Genomic DNA, 16,674 nt, shown 5'->3' with positions numbered 1-16,674 from the left:
CGGCGCACCAAGTGGGCGCGCCGCACTGAAAGTAGATCGTATGACGTCGTTCGCTTGGCGTGCAGCGAGTGCCGGTCTGGCGCTCATTCTCATGACAGGCGTTGCCGATGCGCAGCGCAGCCGTTCCAATTCCACCAGCGCGAACGAACCGCCCGCCGAGGAGGCAGCGCCCGAGGCCGCACCTGAGCCGCAGGCGCCTCCCCCGCCAGCGGTCACCTTCGTTTCGCTGGAAGAGCAGGACATCACGCTGACCACGCTCCTGCCGGGCCGCGTTGTGGCGTCCGGCGTTGCCCAGGTACGCCCGCAGGTCGCCGGCATCATCACCGAGCGCCTGTTCGAGGAAGGGGCCGACGTGGAGATCGGCGATCCGATGTACCGGATCGACCCCGCCACCTACGAAGCCAGCATCGCCGCCGCCAAGGCGCAGGTGGCGCAGGCGCAGGCCGCCTACGATGCCGCCGAGAAAGAAGCCACCCGCTCCTCCCGGCTGCGTGACCGCGGCGTCGTCAGCGACCAGACCTTCGAAGCGGCGGACGCATCGAAGGCGACCACCGCCGCGGCACTGCAGGTGGCGCAGGCCCAGCTGCAGCAGGCCCAGATCGACCTTGACCGCACCACCGTGCGCGCAGCCCTCTCCGGCGTTGTCGGCCGGTCGCTCACCACCCGCGGTGCGCTGGTCACCTCGGGCCAGGCGACGCCGCTCGCCATCATCCGCACCATCGACCCCGTGCTGGTGGACGTCACCCAGTCCGCAGCGGAGCTGATCGCGTTCCGGCGCGGCGTGACCAAGGAAAACCTCGGTGAAGCCGACCTCTCGGTCTCGCTGATCCTTGCGGACGATACCGTCTACGAGGAAACCGGCACGCTCACCGCCGCCGAGCCGAACGTCAACGAGTCCACCGGCGTCGTCACGCTGCGGCTGAAATTCCCCAACCCCAACCGCTTCCTGCTGCCGGGGATGTATGTGCAGGTGCGCATGCCGCAGGGTCTCGCCAGAGGCGTGGTGCTGGCGCCCCAGGAGGGCGTGACGCGCAACCGCCGCGGCCAGCCGATCGCCTATGTGGTGTCCGCTGAAAACACCATCGAGCAGCGCGACCTCACCATCAACGGCTCGCGCGATGCGAACTGGATCGTGACCAAGGGCCTCAAGGGCGGCGACCGGATGGTTGTGGCCGGCCTGCAGCGGATTTCGCCGGGCGCAACCGTGCGCCCGTCGGAGCGGGAAGCACCGAAGGCACCGGAAGCGCCGGCAGCCCCCGAAAGCGAAGAGAGCGCCGCGGCCGCACCGCAAGAGGCTGAACGCGATAAAACTGCCGCGGCGACCCCGGCCGAGCCGGAAACCGTCGCCAACTAGTGCCGCAGCGGCGCCGTCGCGGCGCCGCCCAGACTTGTAACAATGCTTGAACCGGCGCGGGTTTCGTCAGGCGCGGACATGTTTCCTGCCGACCAAAACGCGCCTCATTGCCTTTTGGAGGGTGCCAAATGGCCCAATTCTTCATCGATCGGCCCGTCTTCGCATGGGTCATCTCGATCATCATCATGGGCATCGGCGTCCTTTCGATCCTGACATTGCCCATTGCCCAGTACCCGCAGATTGCGCCGCCCTCGGTCACCGTTTCGGCCAACTATCCGGGCGCTTCGGCCGAGACTGTGGCCAACACCGTCACCCAGGTGATGGAGCAGCAGATGACCGGGCTCGACGGCCTGCGTTATTTCTCGTCCAGCTCCACCTCGTCCGGCTCCGCGCAGATCACCCTCACCTTCGAGACCGGCACCGACCCCGACATTGCGCAGGTGCAGGTGCAGAACCGCCTCAGCCAGGCGACGCCGCTGTTGCCGGAAACCGTGCAGCGGCAGGGCATCACGGTGCGCAAGTCGTCTGCCGGCTTCCTGATGGTGATCGGCCTCATTTCCGAAGACGGCGCGCTGGAGCAGGTCGACCTGTCGGACTATCTGGCCTCCAACATCGTCGACGAGATGAGCCGTGTTGAGGGCGTCGGCCAGGTTCAGGTGTTCGGCTCCAAGTATGCCATGCGCATCTGGCTCGATCCGTCCAAGCTGGCGGCCTACGAGCTTGCCCCGGAAGACGTCGTCGCGGCCGTCTCCGCCGAAAACGCGCAGATCTCTGCCGGGTCGTTCGGCTCGCTGCCCGCCGTCGACGGGCAGATGCTGAACGCCACCATCACCGCCCAGTCTCTCCTGCAAACGCCCGAAGACTTCGAGCAGATCGTCGTGCGGGCCGAGACCGACGGCGGCCTCGTCCTCCTCAACGACGTTGCGCGGGTGGAAATCGGCGCGCAGCAATATCAGACCATTGCGCGCTACGACCGCCAGCCCGCCGCGGGCATGGCGATCCAGCTGGCAAGCGGTGCCAACGCGCTCGACACAGCGACCGCCGTGCGCGAGCGGATCGAGGAATTCTCGAAATTCTTCCCCGAGGGCGTCTCCTACGTCATCCCCTACGACACCACGCCGTTCGTGACGATCTCCATCGAGGAGGTGGTCAAGACGCTGTTCGAGGCCATCGTGCTGGTCTTCATCGTGATGTTCCTGTTCCTGCAGAACATCCGCGCCACCATCATCCCGACGCTTGCCGTGCCCGTGGTGCTTCTGGGCACGTTCGGCATCCTCGCGATGGCCGGCTTCACCATCAACACGTTGACGATGCTGGCCATGGTGCTCGCCATCGGCCTACTCGTCGATGATGCCATCGTCGTGGTCGAAAACGTCGAGCGCATCATGGAAGAGGAAGGGCTGGAACCGCGCGAGGCGACGCGCAAATCCATGGGGCAGATCACCGGCGCGCTGATCGGCATCGCGATGGTGCTGTCGGCGGTGTTCGTGCCGATGGCCTTCTTCGGCGGGTCCACGGGCGTCATCTACAAGCAGTTCTCCATCACCATCGTGTCGGCCATGGCGCTGTCCGTGGTGGTCGCGCTGACGCTGACACCGGCGCTCTGCGCCACCATCCTCAAGAAGCCGAAAGACGGGCACGACAAGCGGCGCGGCGCCTTCGGCTGGTTCAACCGCGGCTTCGGGGCGACCCAGTCCGGCTACACCGGCATTGTCGGCTTCATCGCGCGGCGCCCCTTCCGGGTCGGCATCCTTTATCTGGCGCTGGTCGGCGGCATGGTCTGGATGTTCATGAACACGCCCACCGGCTTCCTCCCCGACGAGGACCAGGGCATCATGTTCACCCTCATCCAGGGCCCCACCGGTGCCACGGCCGAACGGACCCTTGCCGTGGTCAAGCAGGTGGAAGACCACTTCCTTGACGGCGAGGCCGAAAATGTCGCGTCCATGTTCTCGGTGGTCGGCTTCTCCTTCGCCGGCGCCGGACAGAACATGGGCCTCGGCTTCGTCCGCCTGAAGGACTGGGAAGAGCGGACCGAACCCGGACAGGGTGTGCAGGCCATTGCGGGCCGCGGCTTCGGCGCCCTCAGCCAGATCCAGGATGCGATGGTGTTCCCGATCGTGCCGCCTGCGGTGATCGAGCTGGGCAACGTGTCCGGCTTCGATTTCTACCTTCAGGCCCGCGGCGGACAGACCCACGCGCAGCTGCTGCAGGCGCGCAACCAGTTTCTGGGGCTTCTCGCCCAGTCGTCGCTGGTGGGTTCGGCCCGCCCCAACGGGCTGGAAGACTCCGCCCAGTACAACCTCGACATCGACTGGCGGGCCGCTGGCGCCATGGGCGTCACCGCCAGCGACGTCGGAAACCTTCTGCAGACGGCATGGGCCGGCCGCTATGTGAACGACTTCCTCAACCAGGGCCGCGTCAAGCGCGTGATCGTGCAGGGCGAGGCGGACGCCCGCGGTGCGCCGGAGGACATCGAGCAGTGGCGCGTGCGCAATTCGTCAGGCGGTTTGGTGCCGTTCTCCAACTTTGCGGAAGGCAGCTGGCGGTTCGGCCCGCAGGGGCTGACGCGTTATAACGGCGTGCCCTCCATGCAGATCCAGGGCACGCCAGCGCCCGGCGTTGCCACCGGCGATGCCATGGCCGAGGTGGAGCGGCTTGCCGGACAGCTGGGCCAGGGCTTTCAGGTGGCGTGGACCGGCCTTTCGCTGGAAGAGACGGAGTCCGGATCGCAGGCCCCGCTTCTTTACGCGCTGTCACTGGCGGCGGTGTTCCTGTCGCTGGCGGCGCTTTACGAGAGCTGGTCGGTTCCGTTCGCGGTCATGCTCGCCATGCCGATTGGCGTGCTCGGCGCGCTGGCTGGCGCATGGCTCGGCGGGTTCGACAATGGCGTGTTCTTCCAGGTGGGCCTCCTCACCGTCATCGGGCTCACGGGCAAGAACGCAATCCTGATTGTGGAATTTGCCCGCGACCGGATGGAGGAGGAAGGCGAAGACGCGGTGACCGCCGTCGTCACGGCCGCGCGCCAACGCTTCCGGCCGATCATCATGACCTCCATGGCGTTCTCGCTGGGCGTGCTGCCGCTGGTCCTGTCCAGCGGCGCGGGCTCTGCCGGCCGGCAGGCCATCGGCTCCGGCGTGCTCGGCGGCACCATCGCCGGCACAGTCCTCGGTGTGGTGTTCGTGCCGCTGTTCTTCGTCGCCGTGCAGCGCTTCGTTTCCGTGTTCAGGCGCAAGAAGAAGACCGACGAAACCGCCGACACGGCGGGTAGCGATGCACAGGCAGCGCCCGCCGAATAATAGCCAGGCAGGCCGCACCCGCCCCCCGGCCGTGCGGCCTGCCCCGATTGCATGCGCGGCACAGGCAGGCGAAGCTCCCTTCACCCGGCGCCGACAGGGGCGCACCAAACAGAGGCGCCCGCATTTTGTCCCGCAGCACCGAAATCCTCTCCGAACTGATTGCGATGCCCACGGTGTCGCGCACCCCCAACACCGCGCTGCTGGACCGCGCCGCCGAACTCCTTGCTGCCGCCGGTGCAACGCTCACGCGGGTGCCCTATGAGAACGGCCGCGAAAACCTCTATGCCGTGATCGGCCCTGCCGACCGGCCCGCCGTCATCTTGTCCGGCCACACGGATGTGGTGCCGGTTGAGGGTCAGGCATGGACCAAACCGCCCTTCGAACTGACGCGGGAGGATGGCCGCCTCTACGGTCGCGGCACCGCCGACATGAAAGGCTTCGTCGCAGCCGCCATGGCTGCTGCCGAGCGCGCGAAGGGCCGGACGCTGAAGAACCCGCTGGCGCTGGCGTTGTCATGCGACGAGGAGGTCGGTTGCCTCGGCGTTCGACCGCTGATCGAAATGCTGAAGGGCGCGCCGGTTCGGCCGGGCCTCGTCATCGTCGGCGAACCGACGCAGCTGGCCGTCGCCACCGGGCACAAGGGCAAGACCTCCCTCACTGCCGTCTTCCGCGGCCGGGAGGGCCACTCCGCGCTCGCCCCCCTCGCCTTCAACGCACTCCACCTTGCCACCGACTTCGTGGCCGCGCTGCGCACCCGGCAGGCCGAATTCGCCGAGCGCGGCTTTCGCGACGGCGATTATGACGTGCCCTACACCACCGTCCACGTCGGCACGCTGAAAGGCGGCGTCGCGCTCAACATCGTGCCCAACCACGCCGTGATGGAGTTTGAGGTACGGGCGCTGGCCGAAGACGACGATGTCGGCATCATCGAGGCCATCCGGGCCGATGCAGCGGCCATCGTCGCGGCTGCGGGCGATCCGGATGCGTCCATCGAGATCACCGAGGGCAACCGCTCGCCGGGCCTTGCGACGGCCAAGACCGACGCCGCGGTGGATTTCGTCAAGCGCCTCACCGGGGCCAATGGCACGATCAAGGTCGCCTACGCCACCGAGGGCGGGCTGTTTGCCGAGGGGCTGGGCGCGCCGGTGGTGGTGTGCGGGCCAGGTTCGATGGCACAGGGCCACCGGCCCGACGAGTTCATCACCGAAGACGACCTTGCCCGCTGCGACACCATGCTGGACGCCCTTCTGGAGCGGCTGGAGGCTGGTCTGTAGCCCGAGGGCGCATCACACCATCAGGCGAGCCCGAAGAGCTCCTGCGCGTCCGCAACGCCCTCCAGCGCGAATGTGCCGCGGCTCCTGAACGCACCGGGCGACGCCTTCGCGACGGCGCCCGTCACAAGTACGGTCTCCCGCAGCGTTTTCGTGAGCCGTTCGATCCGCGCCACCTTGTTCACGCTGGGGCCGATCGCCGAAAATGTGAGCCGGTCCTCGATGCCGATGTTGCCATAAACGACCGTACCGACGTCGATGGCGATGCCGGCAATTTCCGCAACGTCGCTGCGTCCGTCAAACACGCGGTGACGTGCGGCGAAGGCGGCCAGCGCACTCTGCGCCTCGCGGGTGGCATCCAGCGCCCGTTGCAGTCCCGCATCGCTCTGGGGAAAGATCGCGAGTACGGCGTCGCCGATAAAATCGAGAATGTCGCCGCCGTGGCGGTCGACCACACCTGCGCTGGCGCTGAAATAATCATCCAGCAATGGAAGGTAGGCGCCGACGCCCAGCGTCTCGCACAAGGCGGTGGAGCCGCGCAGGTCGCAGTACCAGATCACCGCATCCACCGCCCGGCCCTCGCCCCGTGCAATTTCCCCGCCCAGCACGCGGCCCCCGGCGGTGCGGCCAAGATAGGTCGTCGCCAGCGTCTCGCGCATCGCGGTTTCCATCCGGCTCCGGACGGCCAGCGCAAAGATCCGTTTCAACCGGCCCAGCGCCTCGATCTCTTCATCCAGAAAGCCGCCCGGACGCTCGGATGCGAACGAGAAGATCAGTCCGTTGCCGGGTGCTGCAGGCATGGTTTCGCTGGTGAACGAGACCTTGACCGCGAGATAGTCGGTCAAACCGGCGGCGCCGAGCTCGGACAGGATCGGGTAGTCGAGCGGCGCATTGGCGCCGTCGACGCGCCGCCGGATTTCAAAGGCATCCGTCGTGATCAGCGTGTGGATCGGCGAACGCAGAAACTCTTCTGAGGTTTCGGATTCGCCGTGGGGGTGCAACTCCACGACGCATCCCGTCTCCGGCCCCCACCGGACCGTCTGACTGTTGAAGATCGGATTGAGCAGACGGTAGCCGACCATCACCCGGCCAAGCGACATGCCGCCTGCCCGCGCGCGCGCCGAAAAGCCGTCCACAATGTGGGCAAGCTGCTTTGCGCTGAGTGCGGCGGTGGTCAGAAACTCTTCGAGTTCCTCCACAAGGGGGCGGAATGTCTCGTCCATTGGACGCCTCGCAGCTGTTGGTGCCGCATCGCAGGCGCTTGTGCCCGGCACGTTGCGCCGCGCGCCCCTTGCACCGGACCGAACGGGCCTTTCCGGCTCACCCGCCGGTGCACCCGCTCAATACAAGCGGCGGCGCCGTTCCGCCAGCCGGATGCGACAACGCGCCGGAGCAAGCCCCGGCGCGTTTCAAAGTTTTCACAAATGCGGCAGGCGGTTCAGACCGTCTTGCCGTGGCAATGCTTGTACTTCTTGCCAGAGCCGCAGGGGCACGGCTCGTTGCGGCTCACCTTGCCCCACGTGGTGGGGTCGTTGGGGTCGCGTTCCTCGGCGGCCCTGCGGGCAAGGCGCGCCTCCTCTGCCCCGCCGGACGCAGCCGGGGCACCCGCAGGCGCGTCGAACTCGTCTTCGCCGGTGCTGGGGTCGAAGTGGTGCGGCTCGTAATCGTCCAGCTCGTCATCGCTGGGCAGCGACGGCGCTTCGGACGGCTGGCGGATCTCGATCCGCATCAGCTGGCTGGTGGTCAGCGTGCGCAGCTCCTGGAGCATCGCCTCGAACAGCTCGAAGGATTCCGTCTTGTACTCGTTCAGCGGGTCACGCTGCGCATAGCCGCGGAAGCCCACCACCGAGCGCAGGTGATCGAGCGTTGCGATATGCTCGCGCCACAGATGGTCCAGCGTCTGCAGCAGGACCGATTTTTCCACCTGGCGCCACGTCTCGATGCCGTATTTGGCGACCTTGCGGGCAGCGGCCTCGTCCGTCGCGTTCTTCAGGCGCTCGCGGATCTCCTCGTCGGCGATGCCTTCCTCGTTGGCCCAGTCCTTGACCGGGAGATCGAGGCCGAACACTTCGCGGACCGACTGGGTGAGTCCCTCGCTGTCCCACTGCTCGGGATACGCCTTTTCGGGGATGTGCTTGGCGACCATCGCCTCCACCACATCCTGGCGCATCTCGTTGATGGTCTCGCGAACGTCCTCTTCCTGCATCAGCTCGCGGCGCTGCTCGAACACCACCTTGCGCTGGTCGTTCATCACGTCGTCATATTTGAGGACGTTCTTGCGCTGGTCGAAGTTGCGCGCCTCGACCTTCTGTTGCGCCTTTTCCAGCGCGCGGTTGATCCACGGGTGAACGATCGCCTCGCCGTCTTCGAGGCCGAGACGGCGCAGCATGCCGTCCATCCGCTCGGAGCCGAAGATGCGCATCAGATCATCCTGAAGCGACAGGTAGAAGCGCGAGCGGCCGGGGTCGCCCTGACGGCCCGAACGGCCGCGCAGCTGGTTGTCGATCCGGCGCGATTCGTGCCGTTCGGTGGCCAGCACGAAGAGGCCGCCTGCAGCCAGCGCCTTCTGCTTCAGCGCCTCGATCCGGTCGCGGATCACCTGTTCCTTCTCGCCGCGGTCCGGGCCGTCATAGTCGCCCAGCTCCTCGTCGATCACCATATCCGCGTTGCCGCCGAGCTGAATGTCGGTGCCGCGGCCTGCCATGTTGGTGGCGATGGTGATGCCGCCCGGAACACCCGCCTGGGTGATGATCTTGGCTTCCTGCTCGTGGAAGCGGGCGTTCAGCACCTGGAACGTGGGCTTGCCGCCCTTTGCGGTCTCGCCGAGGCTTGCGCTGGTGGCCGATTCCAGGTCGCGCTGGCGGAAGCCCTCTTTTTTCAGGCTTTCGGCAAGCTGCTCGGATTTCTCGATGGACGTGGTGCCCACCAGGATCGGCTGCCCCTTGGCGTGGGCCTCCTTGATGATCCCCAGGATCGCCTGATATTTCTCTTCCTGCGTCCGGTAGACCTGATCGTGCTCGTCCTCGCGCTTGATCTCCCGGTTGGTGGGGATCGACACGACGTCGAGGCGGTAGATGTCCATGAACTCTTCCGCCTCGGTGAGCGCGGTGCCCGTCATGCCGGCAAGCTTGTCGTACATGCGGAAATAGTTCTGGAACGTGATCGACGCGACGGTCTGGTTTTCCGGCTGGATCTTCTGCCGTTCCTTCGCCTCCAGCGCCTGGTGCAGGCCCTCGCCATAGCGGCGGCCCGGCATCATGCGGCCGGTGAACTCGTCGATGATGATCACCTCACCATTCTTGATGATGTAATCCTTGTCGCGCTGGAACAGCTTGTGCGCGCGCAGCGCCTGCTGGAGGTGGTGAACGACGGAAACGTTCTCCACGTCGTACAGCGAATCGCCCTTGAGGAGCTTGGCGTCGCCCAGCAGCACTTCCAGCTTTTCGTTGCCCGCCTCGGTGAAGGAGGCGGTGCGCATCTTCTCGTCTACCTCGTAATCGTCCGGCTCCAGCTTGGGCACGAACGTGTCGACGGTGTTGTAGAAGTCGGAGCGGTCTTCCAGCGGGCCGGAAATGATCAGCGGCGTGCGTGCCTCGTCTATCAGGATCGAGTCCACCTCGTCGACGATCGCAAAATAGTGCCCGCGCTGGGCCATCGCCTTGATGTCGTACTTGAGGTTGTCGCGCAGATAATCGAACCCGAACTCGTTGTTCGTGCCGTAGGTGATGTCGGCCGCATAAGCCGCCTTGCGCTCCACATCGGTCTTGCCGTGGACGATGACGCCGACTTCCATGCCGAGGAAGTTGTAGATCTCGCCCATCCAGCCGGCATCGCGCTCGGCCAGATAGTCGTTCACGGTGACGACGTGGACGCCCTTGCCGGTCAGCGCATTGAGGTAGACGGGCAGCGTTGCCACCAGCGTCTTGCCCTCGCCGGTCTTCATTTCGGCGATGCCGCTTTCGTGAAGAACCATGCCGCCGATGAGCTGTACGTCAAAATGACGCTGGCCCAGCGTGCGCTTGGCCGCCTCGCGGACAGTGGCAAAAGCGGGGACGAGAAGATCGTCGAGCGACTTGCCATTGGCAAGTTCGGCTCGGAAGAAGGCGGTCTTCGCCCTCAGCTCCTCATCATTAAGCTTTTGAAATTCAGGTTCAGCAGCGTTGATTGCATCCACGCGGCTGCGGTAGCCCTTCACGCGGCGGTCGTTCGCCGAGCCGAAAAGGCGTTTGGTCAGGGTGCCGAGCATCCGAGGTCCTTGCGTACTGGCGCGGCGCGCGGCCCATGCAGAATGCGCTGAGTCGGCTTGTGCCACTTGGCGCGCCCGAATTCGACATATGTTTGGCCTCGGGACATGTCAAACAAGCGGCGCAGTTGGCCCGCAGGAAAGGACTACAATAATGTTCAAGCGTCTCATCGGCGCCGCGGCAATTGCCGCGATGACCGCGCTCCCCGTCGCGGCGCAGGACAATCCAGTCCTCGCAACCGTCAACGGCAAGCAAATCACCGCAGCGGACGTGGCTTTTGCGGTCTCCACCCTCAGCGAAGTGCTGGAGCAGGTGCCGGCCGAAAGGCGCCCCGAAATGGTGCTTTCGCTGATGGTCGACATGAAACTTCTGGCCGACGCGGCCGAAAAGGCGGGCTATGACGAAGACCCCGTCGTCGCGCAGCGAATGGAATATTATCGCAGCCAGACCCTGCGTGATCTCTACATGGAGAAGCTAATTTCCGAAAAAGTGACGGAAGAAGCCGTCAAGGCCCGTTACGAGGAAGAAGCTGCCAAGGTCGGCCCGCAAAAAGAAGTCTCGGCCCGTCACATCCTGGTCGAAGATGAGGCAACCGCGAAAGATCTGATCGCGCAGCTGAAGGACGGCGCGGACTTTGCCAAGCTCGCCGAAGACAATTCGAAGGATCCGGGCTCTGCCGCACGCGGCGGCTCGCTCGGCTTTTTCGGCAAGGGCCAGATGGTGCCGGCATTCGAGGAAGCAGCTTTTGCGCTCGGCGATGGCGAAATGACCGAGGAGCCGGTTCAGTCGCGCTTCGGCTACCACATCATCAAGGTGGACGAGGCCCGCGAGAAGCCGGTTCCGACGCTTGAAGAGGTGGGCGACCAGATCCGTCAGCTGATGATCCGCGAAGCTTTCGTTGACGAAGTCGCGAAGTTGAAGGAAACCGCTGAGATCGAAATGAAACTGCCGACACCCGCACAATGACGCCATCCCCGTTTGCCCCGGCCAATCCGCCGGCCCTCCCTCCGATCGGTGGCGTCTCCATTGCCACCGCGATGGCCGGCATCAAGCGCGCCGGGCGACGGGATGTGCTGCTCATCAGCTTTGACCCCGGCACGACCGTTGCCGGGGTCTTCACCACCTCGCGCTGCCCCTCCGCCCCGGTGGAGTGGTGCAGGCGGGTGCTGCCGACGGGCAAATGCCGCGCATTACTGGTCAACGCCGGCAACGCCAACGCCTTCACGGGCGCCAAGGGCCGCGCCTCGACCGAAACGTCTGCCAGCCTTGTGGCCGACGCGCTCGGCATTGCGGCAGACGACATCATGCTCGCCTCCACCGGCGTGATTGGCGAGCCGCTGGATGCCAGCAAGTTTGCCGGCGTGATGGACAGCCTCACCGCCAACCTCGCCGGCGACGACTGGGCCAACGCCGCCGCCGCCATCATGACCACCGACACCTTCCCCAAGGGGTTGTCGCGGACCGTGGACATCGGCGGGAAGAAAGTGACCATCAACGGCATCGCCAAGGGTGCCGGGATGATTGCCCCCGACATGGCGACCATGCTGTCCTTCGTTGCCACCGATGCCGAGGTGCCACCCGCCGTTCTCCAGGCGATGCTGGCGCACGGCGTTTCCCGCTCGTTCAACAAGATCACCGTCGACAGCGACACGTCCACGTCCGACACCCTCCTCGCCTTCGCCACCGGCGCGTCCGGCGCTGCGGTGGACGATCCGGCTTCGGCGGACGGTAAGGCCTTTGCCAATGCGCTGAACGGGCTGCTCCTCGATCTCGCGCATCTTGTGGTCAAGGATGGCGAGGGGTGCACCAAATTCGTGGCGATCACGGTGAGCGGCGCGGAAAGCGACGCCTCCGCCGGCCGGATCGCCCGCTCCATCGCCGATTCGCCGCTGGTGAAAACCGCCATTGCCGGCGAAGACGCCAACTGGGGCCGCATCGTCATGGCCGTCGGCAAGGCCGGCGAACCGGCGGACCGCGACAAGCTGGAAATCCATTTCGGCAATATCCGTGTTGCCGTGAACGGTGAGCGGGACCCGGCCTACTCCGAAGCGGCGGCCTCCGCCGTCATGCGTGAGCCGGAAATTGCCATCCGCGTGGCGCTCGGCCTCGGCGACGGCGAGGACACGGTCTACACCTGTGACCTCACCAAGGAATATGTTGCCATCAACGGCGACTATCGCACGTGAGCGAGGCTTCTGCGCGGCGGGTTCTGACCGTCGTCGCGGCTGCGCTGATGGACGACGACGGGCTGATCATGCTGACCCAGCGGCCCGAAGGCAAAGCCATGGCGGGCCTCTGGGAGTTTCCCGGCGGCAAGCTGGAGCCGGGCGAAAGCCCCGAGGCAGCCCTTGTCCGGGAACTTGCCGAGGAGCTCGGCATTGTGGTGCGCGAGGCGGATCTAAAACCGTTTTTCTTCGCCAGCCACGGCTACGACGCGTTTCATTTGCTGATGCCGCTCTATATCTGCAAGCGGTGGGACGGCGTCCCCACCTCTCGCGAAGGGCAGGCGATCCGCATGGTTCGTCCGCAGGAGATGGACGGCTACGACGTTCCTGCCGCGGACGTGCCACTCGTCAGACACATTCAGACCGTATTCAACCGCTAGCCGGCATCGACCACTCGGCCTATGAGATGGCGAGCTGGTCTCGAAGCTGCATAGGGATGTGCTCCTGCGGGAACATCCCGGCACCCACAATCGGAGTCCTGCGACAATGCCCATCGCACGTCGGCAATTGCTGAAGGGAGCTGTCAGCGTGGCGGCGCTGGCCGCACTCGAACTTGGCGGCCTCACCAACGTGGTGCAGTCCGCGCGTGCCGAGCTTCTGGGGGCGGCGGAGCCGTTCTCGCGGGCAGCGCTGGCCGCCGCTGCCGAGGCGCTCTCGAAAACGCCGTTCGTCGATCCGCGCGCAGGCATGCCCGAAGCGCTGACCAAAATGACGTACGACGGTTACCGCGCGATGCGCATGGGACCGGATTTTCCGATCGCGCTGTCCGAAGCCGATGCGTTTCACATGGATCCGCTGCTGGCGGGCTTTGTCTTCCGGCAACCGGTCGATCTTTTTCTCGTCGAGGGGGACAGCGCGCGCCGCATCCAGTTCGACCGGGACATGTACGTGTTCGATCCGCCCGCCGACACACAGGCGCCCGACGGCGACATTCCCTTCTCGGGCTTCCGCCTGCGCACGCCCATCAACAACCCGGACGTGAACGACGAGTTCGTCGTCTTTCAGGGCGCCAGCTACTTCCGCGCCATCGGCAAGGGCGAGACCTACGGCCTTTCCGCCCGCGGCCTCGCCATCAACACCGGCCAGCCGACCGGGGAGGAATTCCCGTTCTTTCGTGCGTTCTACGTGGAGAAGCCGCGCAGCGACGCCAAGGCCGTGGTGATCCATGCGCTGCTGGACAGCCCGTCCACCACCGGCGTCTACCGCATCACGGTGCGGCCCGGCGATTCCACGCAGACCGACGTGGAGCTGACGCTGTTCCCGCGCAAGGACATCGAGACCATCGGCTTTGCGCCATTCTCGTCCATGTTCCTGTTCGACAGCATGAACCGCAGCGCGTTCGACGATTACCGCGATGCGGTGCACGACTCGGACGGCCTGTCCATGCTGACCGGCGGCGGCGAATGGCTTTGGCGGCCGCTCTACAACCCGCAACGGCTGGAGGTTTCGGCCTTTGTGGACACCACGCCGCGCGGCTTCGGCCTCGTCCAGCGCAAGCGCAGCTACGTGGACTACCAGGACGCCGAGGCGCGCTATCAAAGCCGGCCCACGGCGTGGGTCGAGCCCATTGGCGACTGGGGCACCGGCGCTGTGGTCCTGTTCGAGATCCCCACCGATTCGGAAACCAACGACAACGTGGTCGCCTACTGGCAGCCGGACAAGGCGATTGTCGCCGGTGAGCCCTTCAGCCTCACCTACCGGATCCACTGGGATGCCGACACGCCGGTTCGCGCCGAAGGGCCGCGCGTCGAGAGTACGCGGCACGGGCGGAACTTCTTCGACACTGATGAGCTTTTCGTCATCGACTATGCCCTCGGTGATGCCACGCCGACCAACATTGCGGTGGATGTCCAAAGCTCAGCCGGAAAGGTGAAGAACGTGACCCACTACATGACCCCCGAGCCGGGGATCCTGCGCGTGAGCTTCGAACTCGACCCCGACGCGAACGAGACCATCGAGCTGCGGGCATCGCTGACTGCCGATGGCATCGAACAGGCGGAAAAATGGCTTTTCCGATGGACCGCCTAGACTTCGCGCCCCCGCCTGCCCCGCGCGACATGCCGGAGCAGGCCCTGTTCGGCACGCCGCCTGCCGCGCGGTTCAGGCGCTCCGTCTCCGTGCGCACCATGGCGGCGCGGACCACCATGGCAACCATCACCGTTGCCACCACCATCTTTGCATCCAACGAAATGCGGGTCGCCGCCAGCCCCGGCGGTGTGACGTTTCTGGAGTGGGTGCTGGTCGCAATCTTTACCGTCGCGTTCGCGTGGATCGCGTTCAGCGCCGCAAATGCCCTGGTGGGCCTCCTGTTCCCGTTCCGGCCGGCAAAGGCCCGTACGCCCGGCGACACTGGCGGCGTCCGCACCGCCATCGTCATGCCGATCTACAACGAGGACCCGCGCACCGTGTTCGCGGCGCTGGCCGCCATGGCGCGCGACCTGCCGCCAAGCACCGCCGAAGCGTTCGAGATCTTCATCCTGTCCGACACCACGGACCCCGAGGTGTGGGTGGCCGAGGAAGGCGGCCTTGAGACATTGCGCGCGCTGTGCGGCCCGGTGCCGGTCTGGTACCGGCGCCGGTCGGACAACAGCCACCGCAAGGCCGGTAATGTCGGCGATTTTGTCCGCCGCTGGGGTGACCGCTACGGCCACATGGTGGTGCTGGACGCTGACAGCGTGATGACCGGCGCCTGCCTTGCCGGCCTGCGCGAGGCGATGCTGGCCGACCCGCAAAGCGGCATCATCCAGACAAGCCCGGTGCTGATCGGCGCCGTGACCCCGTTTGCGCGGGCACAGCAATTTGCCAACACCGTGGCCGGCCCCACGGTGGGCGACGGGGTGGCCGCCTGGCAGGGCGAGGACGGCAACTACTGGGGCCACAACGCCATCATCCGCATGGAGGCGTTCGCCGCGGCCGCTGGCCTGCCCAGCCTGCCGGGTGCGCCCCCCTTCGGCGGCACCATCCTCAGCCACGATTTTGTGGAAGCCGCCCTCATCCGCCGCGCGGGCTATTCGGTGACCCTGCGCAGCGACCTCACCGGCTCTTACGAAGGGGCCCCGTCGGACCTCTTCGGCGTCATCAAGCGCGACCGGCGCTGGGCGCAGGGCAACCTCCAGCATTCACGCATCATCGGTGCGTCCGGGCTGGCGCTCGCCAACCGCGTTCACTTCGCCATCGGCATCCTCGCCTATCTGATGAGCCCGATCTGGCTGGCGCTGATCCTGGTGGGTGTGGTCCTGTCGATCCAGGCGACGCTGGTGCGGCCTGAGTATTTCCCGACTGCATTTGCGCTGTTCCCCACCTGGCCCGTGTTCGATTCCGCGCGCCTCCTCCAGCTGTTCATGGTCTCGCTCGCCGTTCTGCTTCTGCCCAAGGCAGTGGCGCTGGTTCGTGCGCTGTTCATCCGTGAGATCCGCCGCGGCTGCGGCGGCGGCGCGCATCTGGCCGAAAGCATGCTGGTCGAACTTCTGGTCAGCACGCTGATCGCGCCGATCATGATGATCGCGCAGACCTCCATCGTGCTGTCAGTGGTGTTCGGGCGTGCCGTGGGCTGGACGCCGCAAGCGCGCGAGGGGCAGAGCGTGCCCTGGCTGGCGGCCATCAAGTTCCACGCCTATCACATGCTGGCGGGCCTCTCGCTGGCGTTGATTGCGCTGCTCCACTCCCCCACCCTTGCCGCCTGGATGTCGCCGACCCTGATTGCGCTGATCCTCGCCGTGCCCATTTCCAAGGGCGCCGGATCGGCAAGGCTCGGCGCATGGTTCAAGCGATTCACCATTCTGACGACGCCGCAGGAGCGCACGCCCGCAAACGCTGTGATCGAAGCAGAAGCGCTGCGCGACCGCTTCATGGTGCAACCGCCCAATGCGGTTCTGGCGCTGGCGGGCGATGCGGCGCTGTTTGCCGCCCACCGGCGGGCACTCAGCGAACCGGCCCGCGGCCGCGGCGCCGTCGACGCGCCCACCGCGCTCGCCACCGTCAAGCTGGATGAGGCCAATTCGCTGGAGGAACTGGCAGAATGGCTGGACCCGGCCGAGCGCATGGGCATCCTCAGCAGCGGCCCCCTGCTGGATCGGCTGCGCGGGCTGCGCCCGCCGGACGGCCCCGCCCCCGCCTGACCGGAGCCCGGCACCGCTCCCGCAGCGGAAAGCCGGACCAGCGCGTCTCCTCCACTTCGGCCCGAACCCGACATCAAGCGACCGCCAGTCCAACGGTCGCTTGATGTTTTCGGATTACCCATTGTCGCCGCTTCGGCCGGGCAAATCCCCTACAAAAACCCGT

Annotated in this window: 10 protein-coding genes; 8 read left to right on the top strand and 2 right to left on the bottom strand. The window is 66.0% G+C overall.

The window, feature by feature from the left end:
• Nucleotides 1-40: 40 nt before the first annotated feature.
• The 3 genes from RDV64_RS11630 to argE all read left to right on the top strand — a co-directional run bounded on the left by RDV64_RS11630 (nucleotide 41) and on the right by argE (nucleotide 5,927).
• Nucleotides 41-1,354 (top strand): efflux RND transporter periplasmic adaptor subunit, encoded by a 1,314-nt coding sequence (locus RDV64_RS11630; protein WP_309195083.1) that lies wholly within the window; start codon nucleotides 41-43, stop codon nucleotides 1,352-1,354.
• Between the two features lie 128 nt (nucleotides 1,355-1,482).
• Nucleotides 1,483-4,653 (top strand): efflux RND transporter permease subunit, encoded by a 3,171-nt coding sequence (locus tag RDV64_RS11625; RefSeq protein WP_309195082.1) that lies wholly within the window; start codon nucleotides 1,483-1,485, stop codon nucleotides 4,651-4,653.
• A 125-nt stretch (nucleotides 4,654-4,778) separates the two neighbouring features.
• Nucleotides 4,779-5,927 (top strand): acetylornithine deacetylase, encoded by a 1,149-nt coding sequence (gene argE / locus RDV64_RS11620; protein WP_309195080.1) that lies wholly within the window; start codon nucleotides 4,779-4,781, stop codon nucleotides 5,925-5,927.
• A gap of 20 nt (nucleotides 5,928-5,947) precedes the next feature.
• Here argE and RDV64_RS11615 read toward each other — a convergent pair whose 3' ends face one another.
• The gene (locus RDV64_RS11615; RefSeq protein ID WP_309195077.1) at nucleotides 5,948-7,147 is read right to left on the bottom strand and encodes an adenylate/guanylate cyclase domain-containing protein; all 1,200 of its coding nucleotides are present in this window, start codon (nucleotides 7,145-7,147) and stop codon (nucleotides 5,948-5,950) included.
• A 215-nt stretch (nucleotides 7,148-7,362) separates the two neighbouring features.
• Nucleotides 7,363-10,170 (bottom strand): preprotein translocase subunit SecA, encoded by a 2,808-nt coding sequence (gene secA, locus RDV64_RS11610; RefSeq protein ID WP_309195074.1) that lies wholly within the window; start codon nucleotides 10,168-10,170, stop codon nucleotides 7,363-7,365.
• A gap of 88 nt (nucleotides 10,171-10,258) precedes the next feature.
• Between secA and RDV64_RS11605 the strand changes: the two genes are divergently transcribed.
• The 5 genes from RDV64_RS11605 to mdoH all read left to right on the top strand — a co-directional run bounded on the left by RDV64_RS11605 (nucleotide 10,259) and on the right by mdoH (nucleotide 16,511).
• A complete protein-coding gene (locus RDV64_RS11605) occupies nucleotides 10,259-11,134 on the top strand; it encodes a peptidylprolyl isomerase (RefSeq protein WP_309195073.1) in 876 nt (291 codons plus the stop codon).
• Nucleotides 11,131-12,354, top strand: a complete 1,224-nt coding sequence (gene argJ / locus RDV64_RS11600) for a bifunctional glutamate N-acetyltransferase/amino-acid acetyltransferase ArgJ (protein WP_309195070.1) — start codon at nucleotides 11,131-11,133, stop codon at nucleotides 12,352-12,354. Before RDV64_RS11605 ends, argJ begins: the two co-directional genes overlap by 4 nt.
• Nucleotides 12,351-12,773 carry a (deoxy)nucleoside triphosphate pyrophosphohydrolase gene (locus RDV64_RS11595; RefSeq protein WP_309199412.1) on the top strand — a complete coding sequence of 141 codons (423 nt, stop codon included), beginning with the start codon at nucleotides 12,351-12,353 and terminating at the stop codon, nucleotides 12,771-12,773. Before argJ ends, RDV64_RS11595 begins: the two co-directional genes overlap by 4 nt.
• 106 nt (nucleotides 12,774-12,879) lie before the next feature.
• On the top strand, nucleotides 12,880-14,421 hold the full coding sequence (locus RDV64_RS11590; protein ID WP_309199411.1) for a glucan biosynthesis protein G: 1,542 nt from the start codon (nucleotides 12,880-12,882) through the stop codon (nucleotides 14,419-14,421).
• The gene (mdoH, locus tag RDV64_RS11585; RefSeq protein WP_309199410.1) at nucleotides 14,409-16,511 is read left to right on the top strand and encodes a glucans biosynthesis glucosyltransferase MdoH; all 2,103 of its coding nucleotides are present in this window, start codon (nucleotides 14,409-14,411) and stop codon (nucleotides 16,509-16,511) included. The genes RDV64_RS11590 and mdoH overlap by 13 nt, the downstream gene beginning before the upstream one ends.
• Nucleotides 16,512-16,674: the final 163 nt, after the last annotated feature.

The organism is Acuticoccus sp. MNP-M23 (assembly GCF_031195445.1).
Classification (GTDB): Bacteria; Pseudomonadota; Alphaproteobacteria; order Rhizobiales; family Amorphaceae; genus Acuticoccus.
Note: the sequence above shows the minus strand (reverse complement) of the source record. Positions and strands in the feature narration are given on the sequence as shown.

Excerpts from the sequence above, each read along its gene's own strand:
- RDV64_RS11630 (WP_309195083.1), top strand. The coding sequence starts at position 41 with ATGACGTCGTTCGCTTGGCGTGCAGCGAGTGCCGGTCTGGCGCTCATT.
- RDV64_RS11625 (WP_309195082.1), top strand. The coding sequence starts at position 1,483 with ATGGCCCAATTCTTCATCGATCGGCCCGTCTTCGCATGGGTCATCTCG.
- RDV64_RS11615 (WP_309195077.1), bottom strand. The coding sequence starts at position 7,147 with ATGGACGAGACATTCCGCCCCCTTGTGGAGGAACTCGAAGAGTTTCTG.
- secA (WP_309195074.1), bottom strand. The coding sequence starts at position 10,170 with ATGCTCGGCACCCTGACCAAACGCCTTTTCGGCTCGGCGAACGACCGC.
- RDV64_RS11605 (WP_309195073.1), top strand. The coding sequence starts at position 10,259 with ATGTTTGGCCTCGGGACATGTCAAACAAGCGGCGCAGTTGGCCCGCAG.
- argJ (WP_309195070.1), top strand. The coding sequence starts at position 11,131 with ATGACGCCATCCCCGTTTGCCCCGGCCAATCCGCCGGCCCTCCCTCCG.
- RDV64_RS11590 (WP_309199411.1), top strand. The coding sequence starts at position 12,880 with ATGCCCATCGCACGTCGGCAATTGCTGAAGGGAGCTGTCAGCGTGGCG.
- mdoH (WP_309199410.1), top strand. The coding sequence starts at position 14,409 with ATGGACCGCCTAGACTTCGCGCCCCCGCCTGCCCCGCGCGACATGCCG.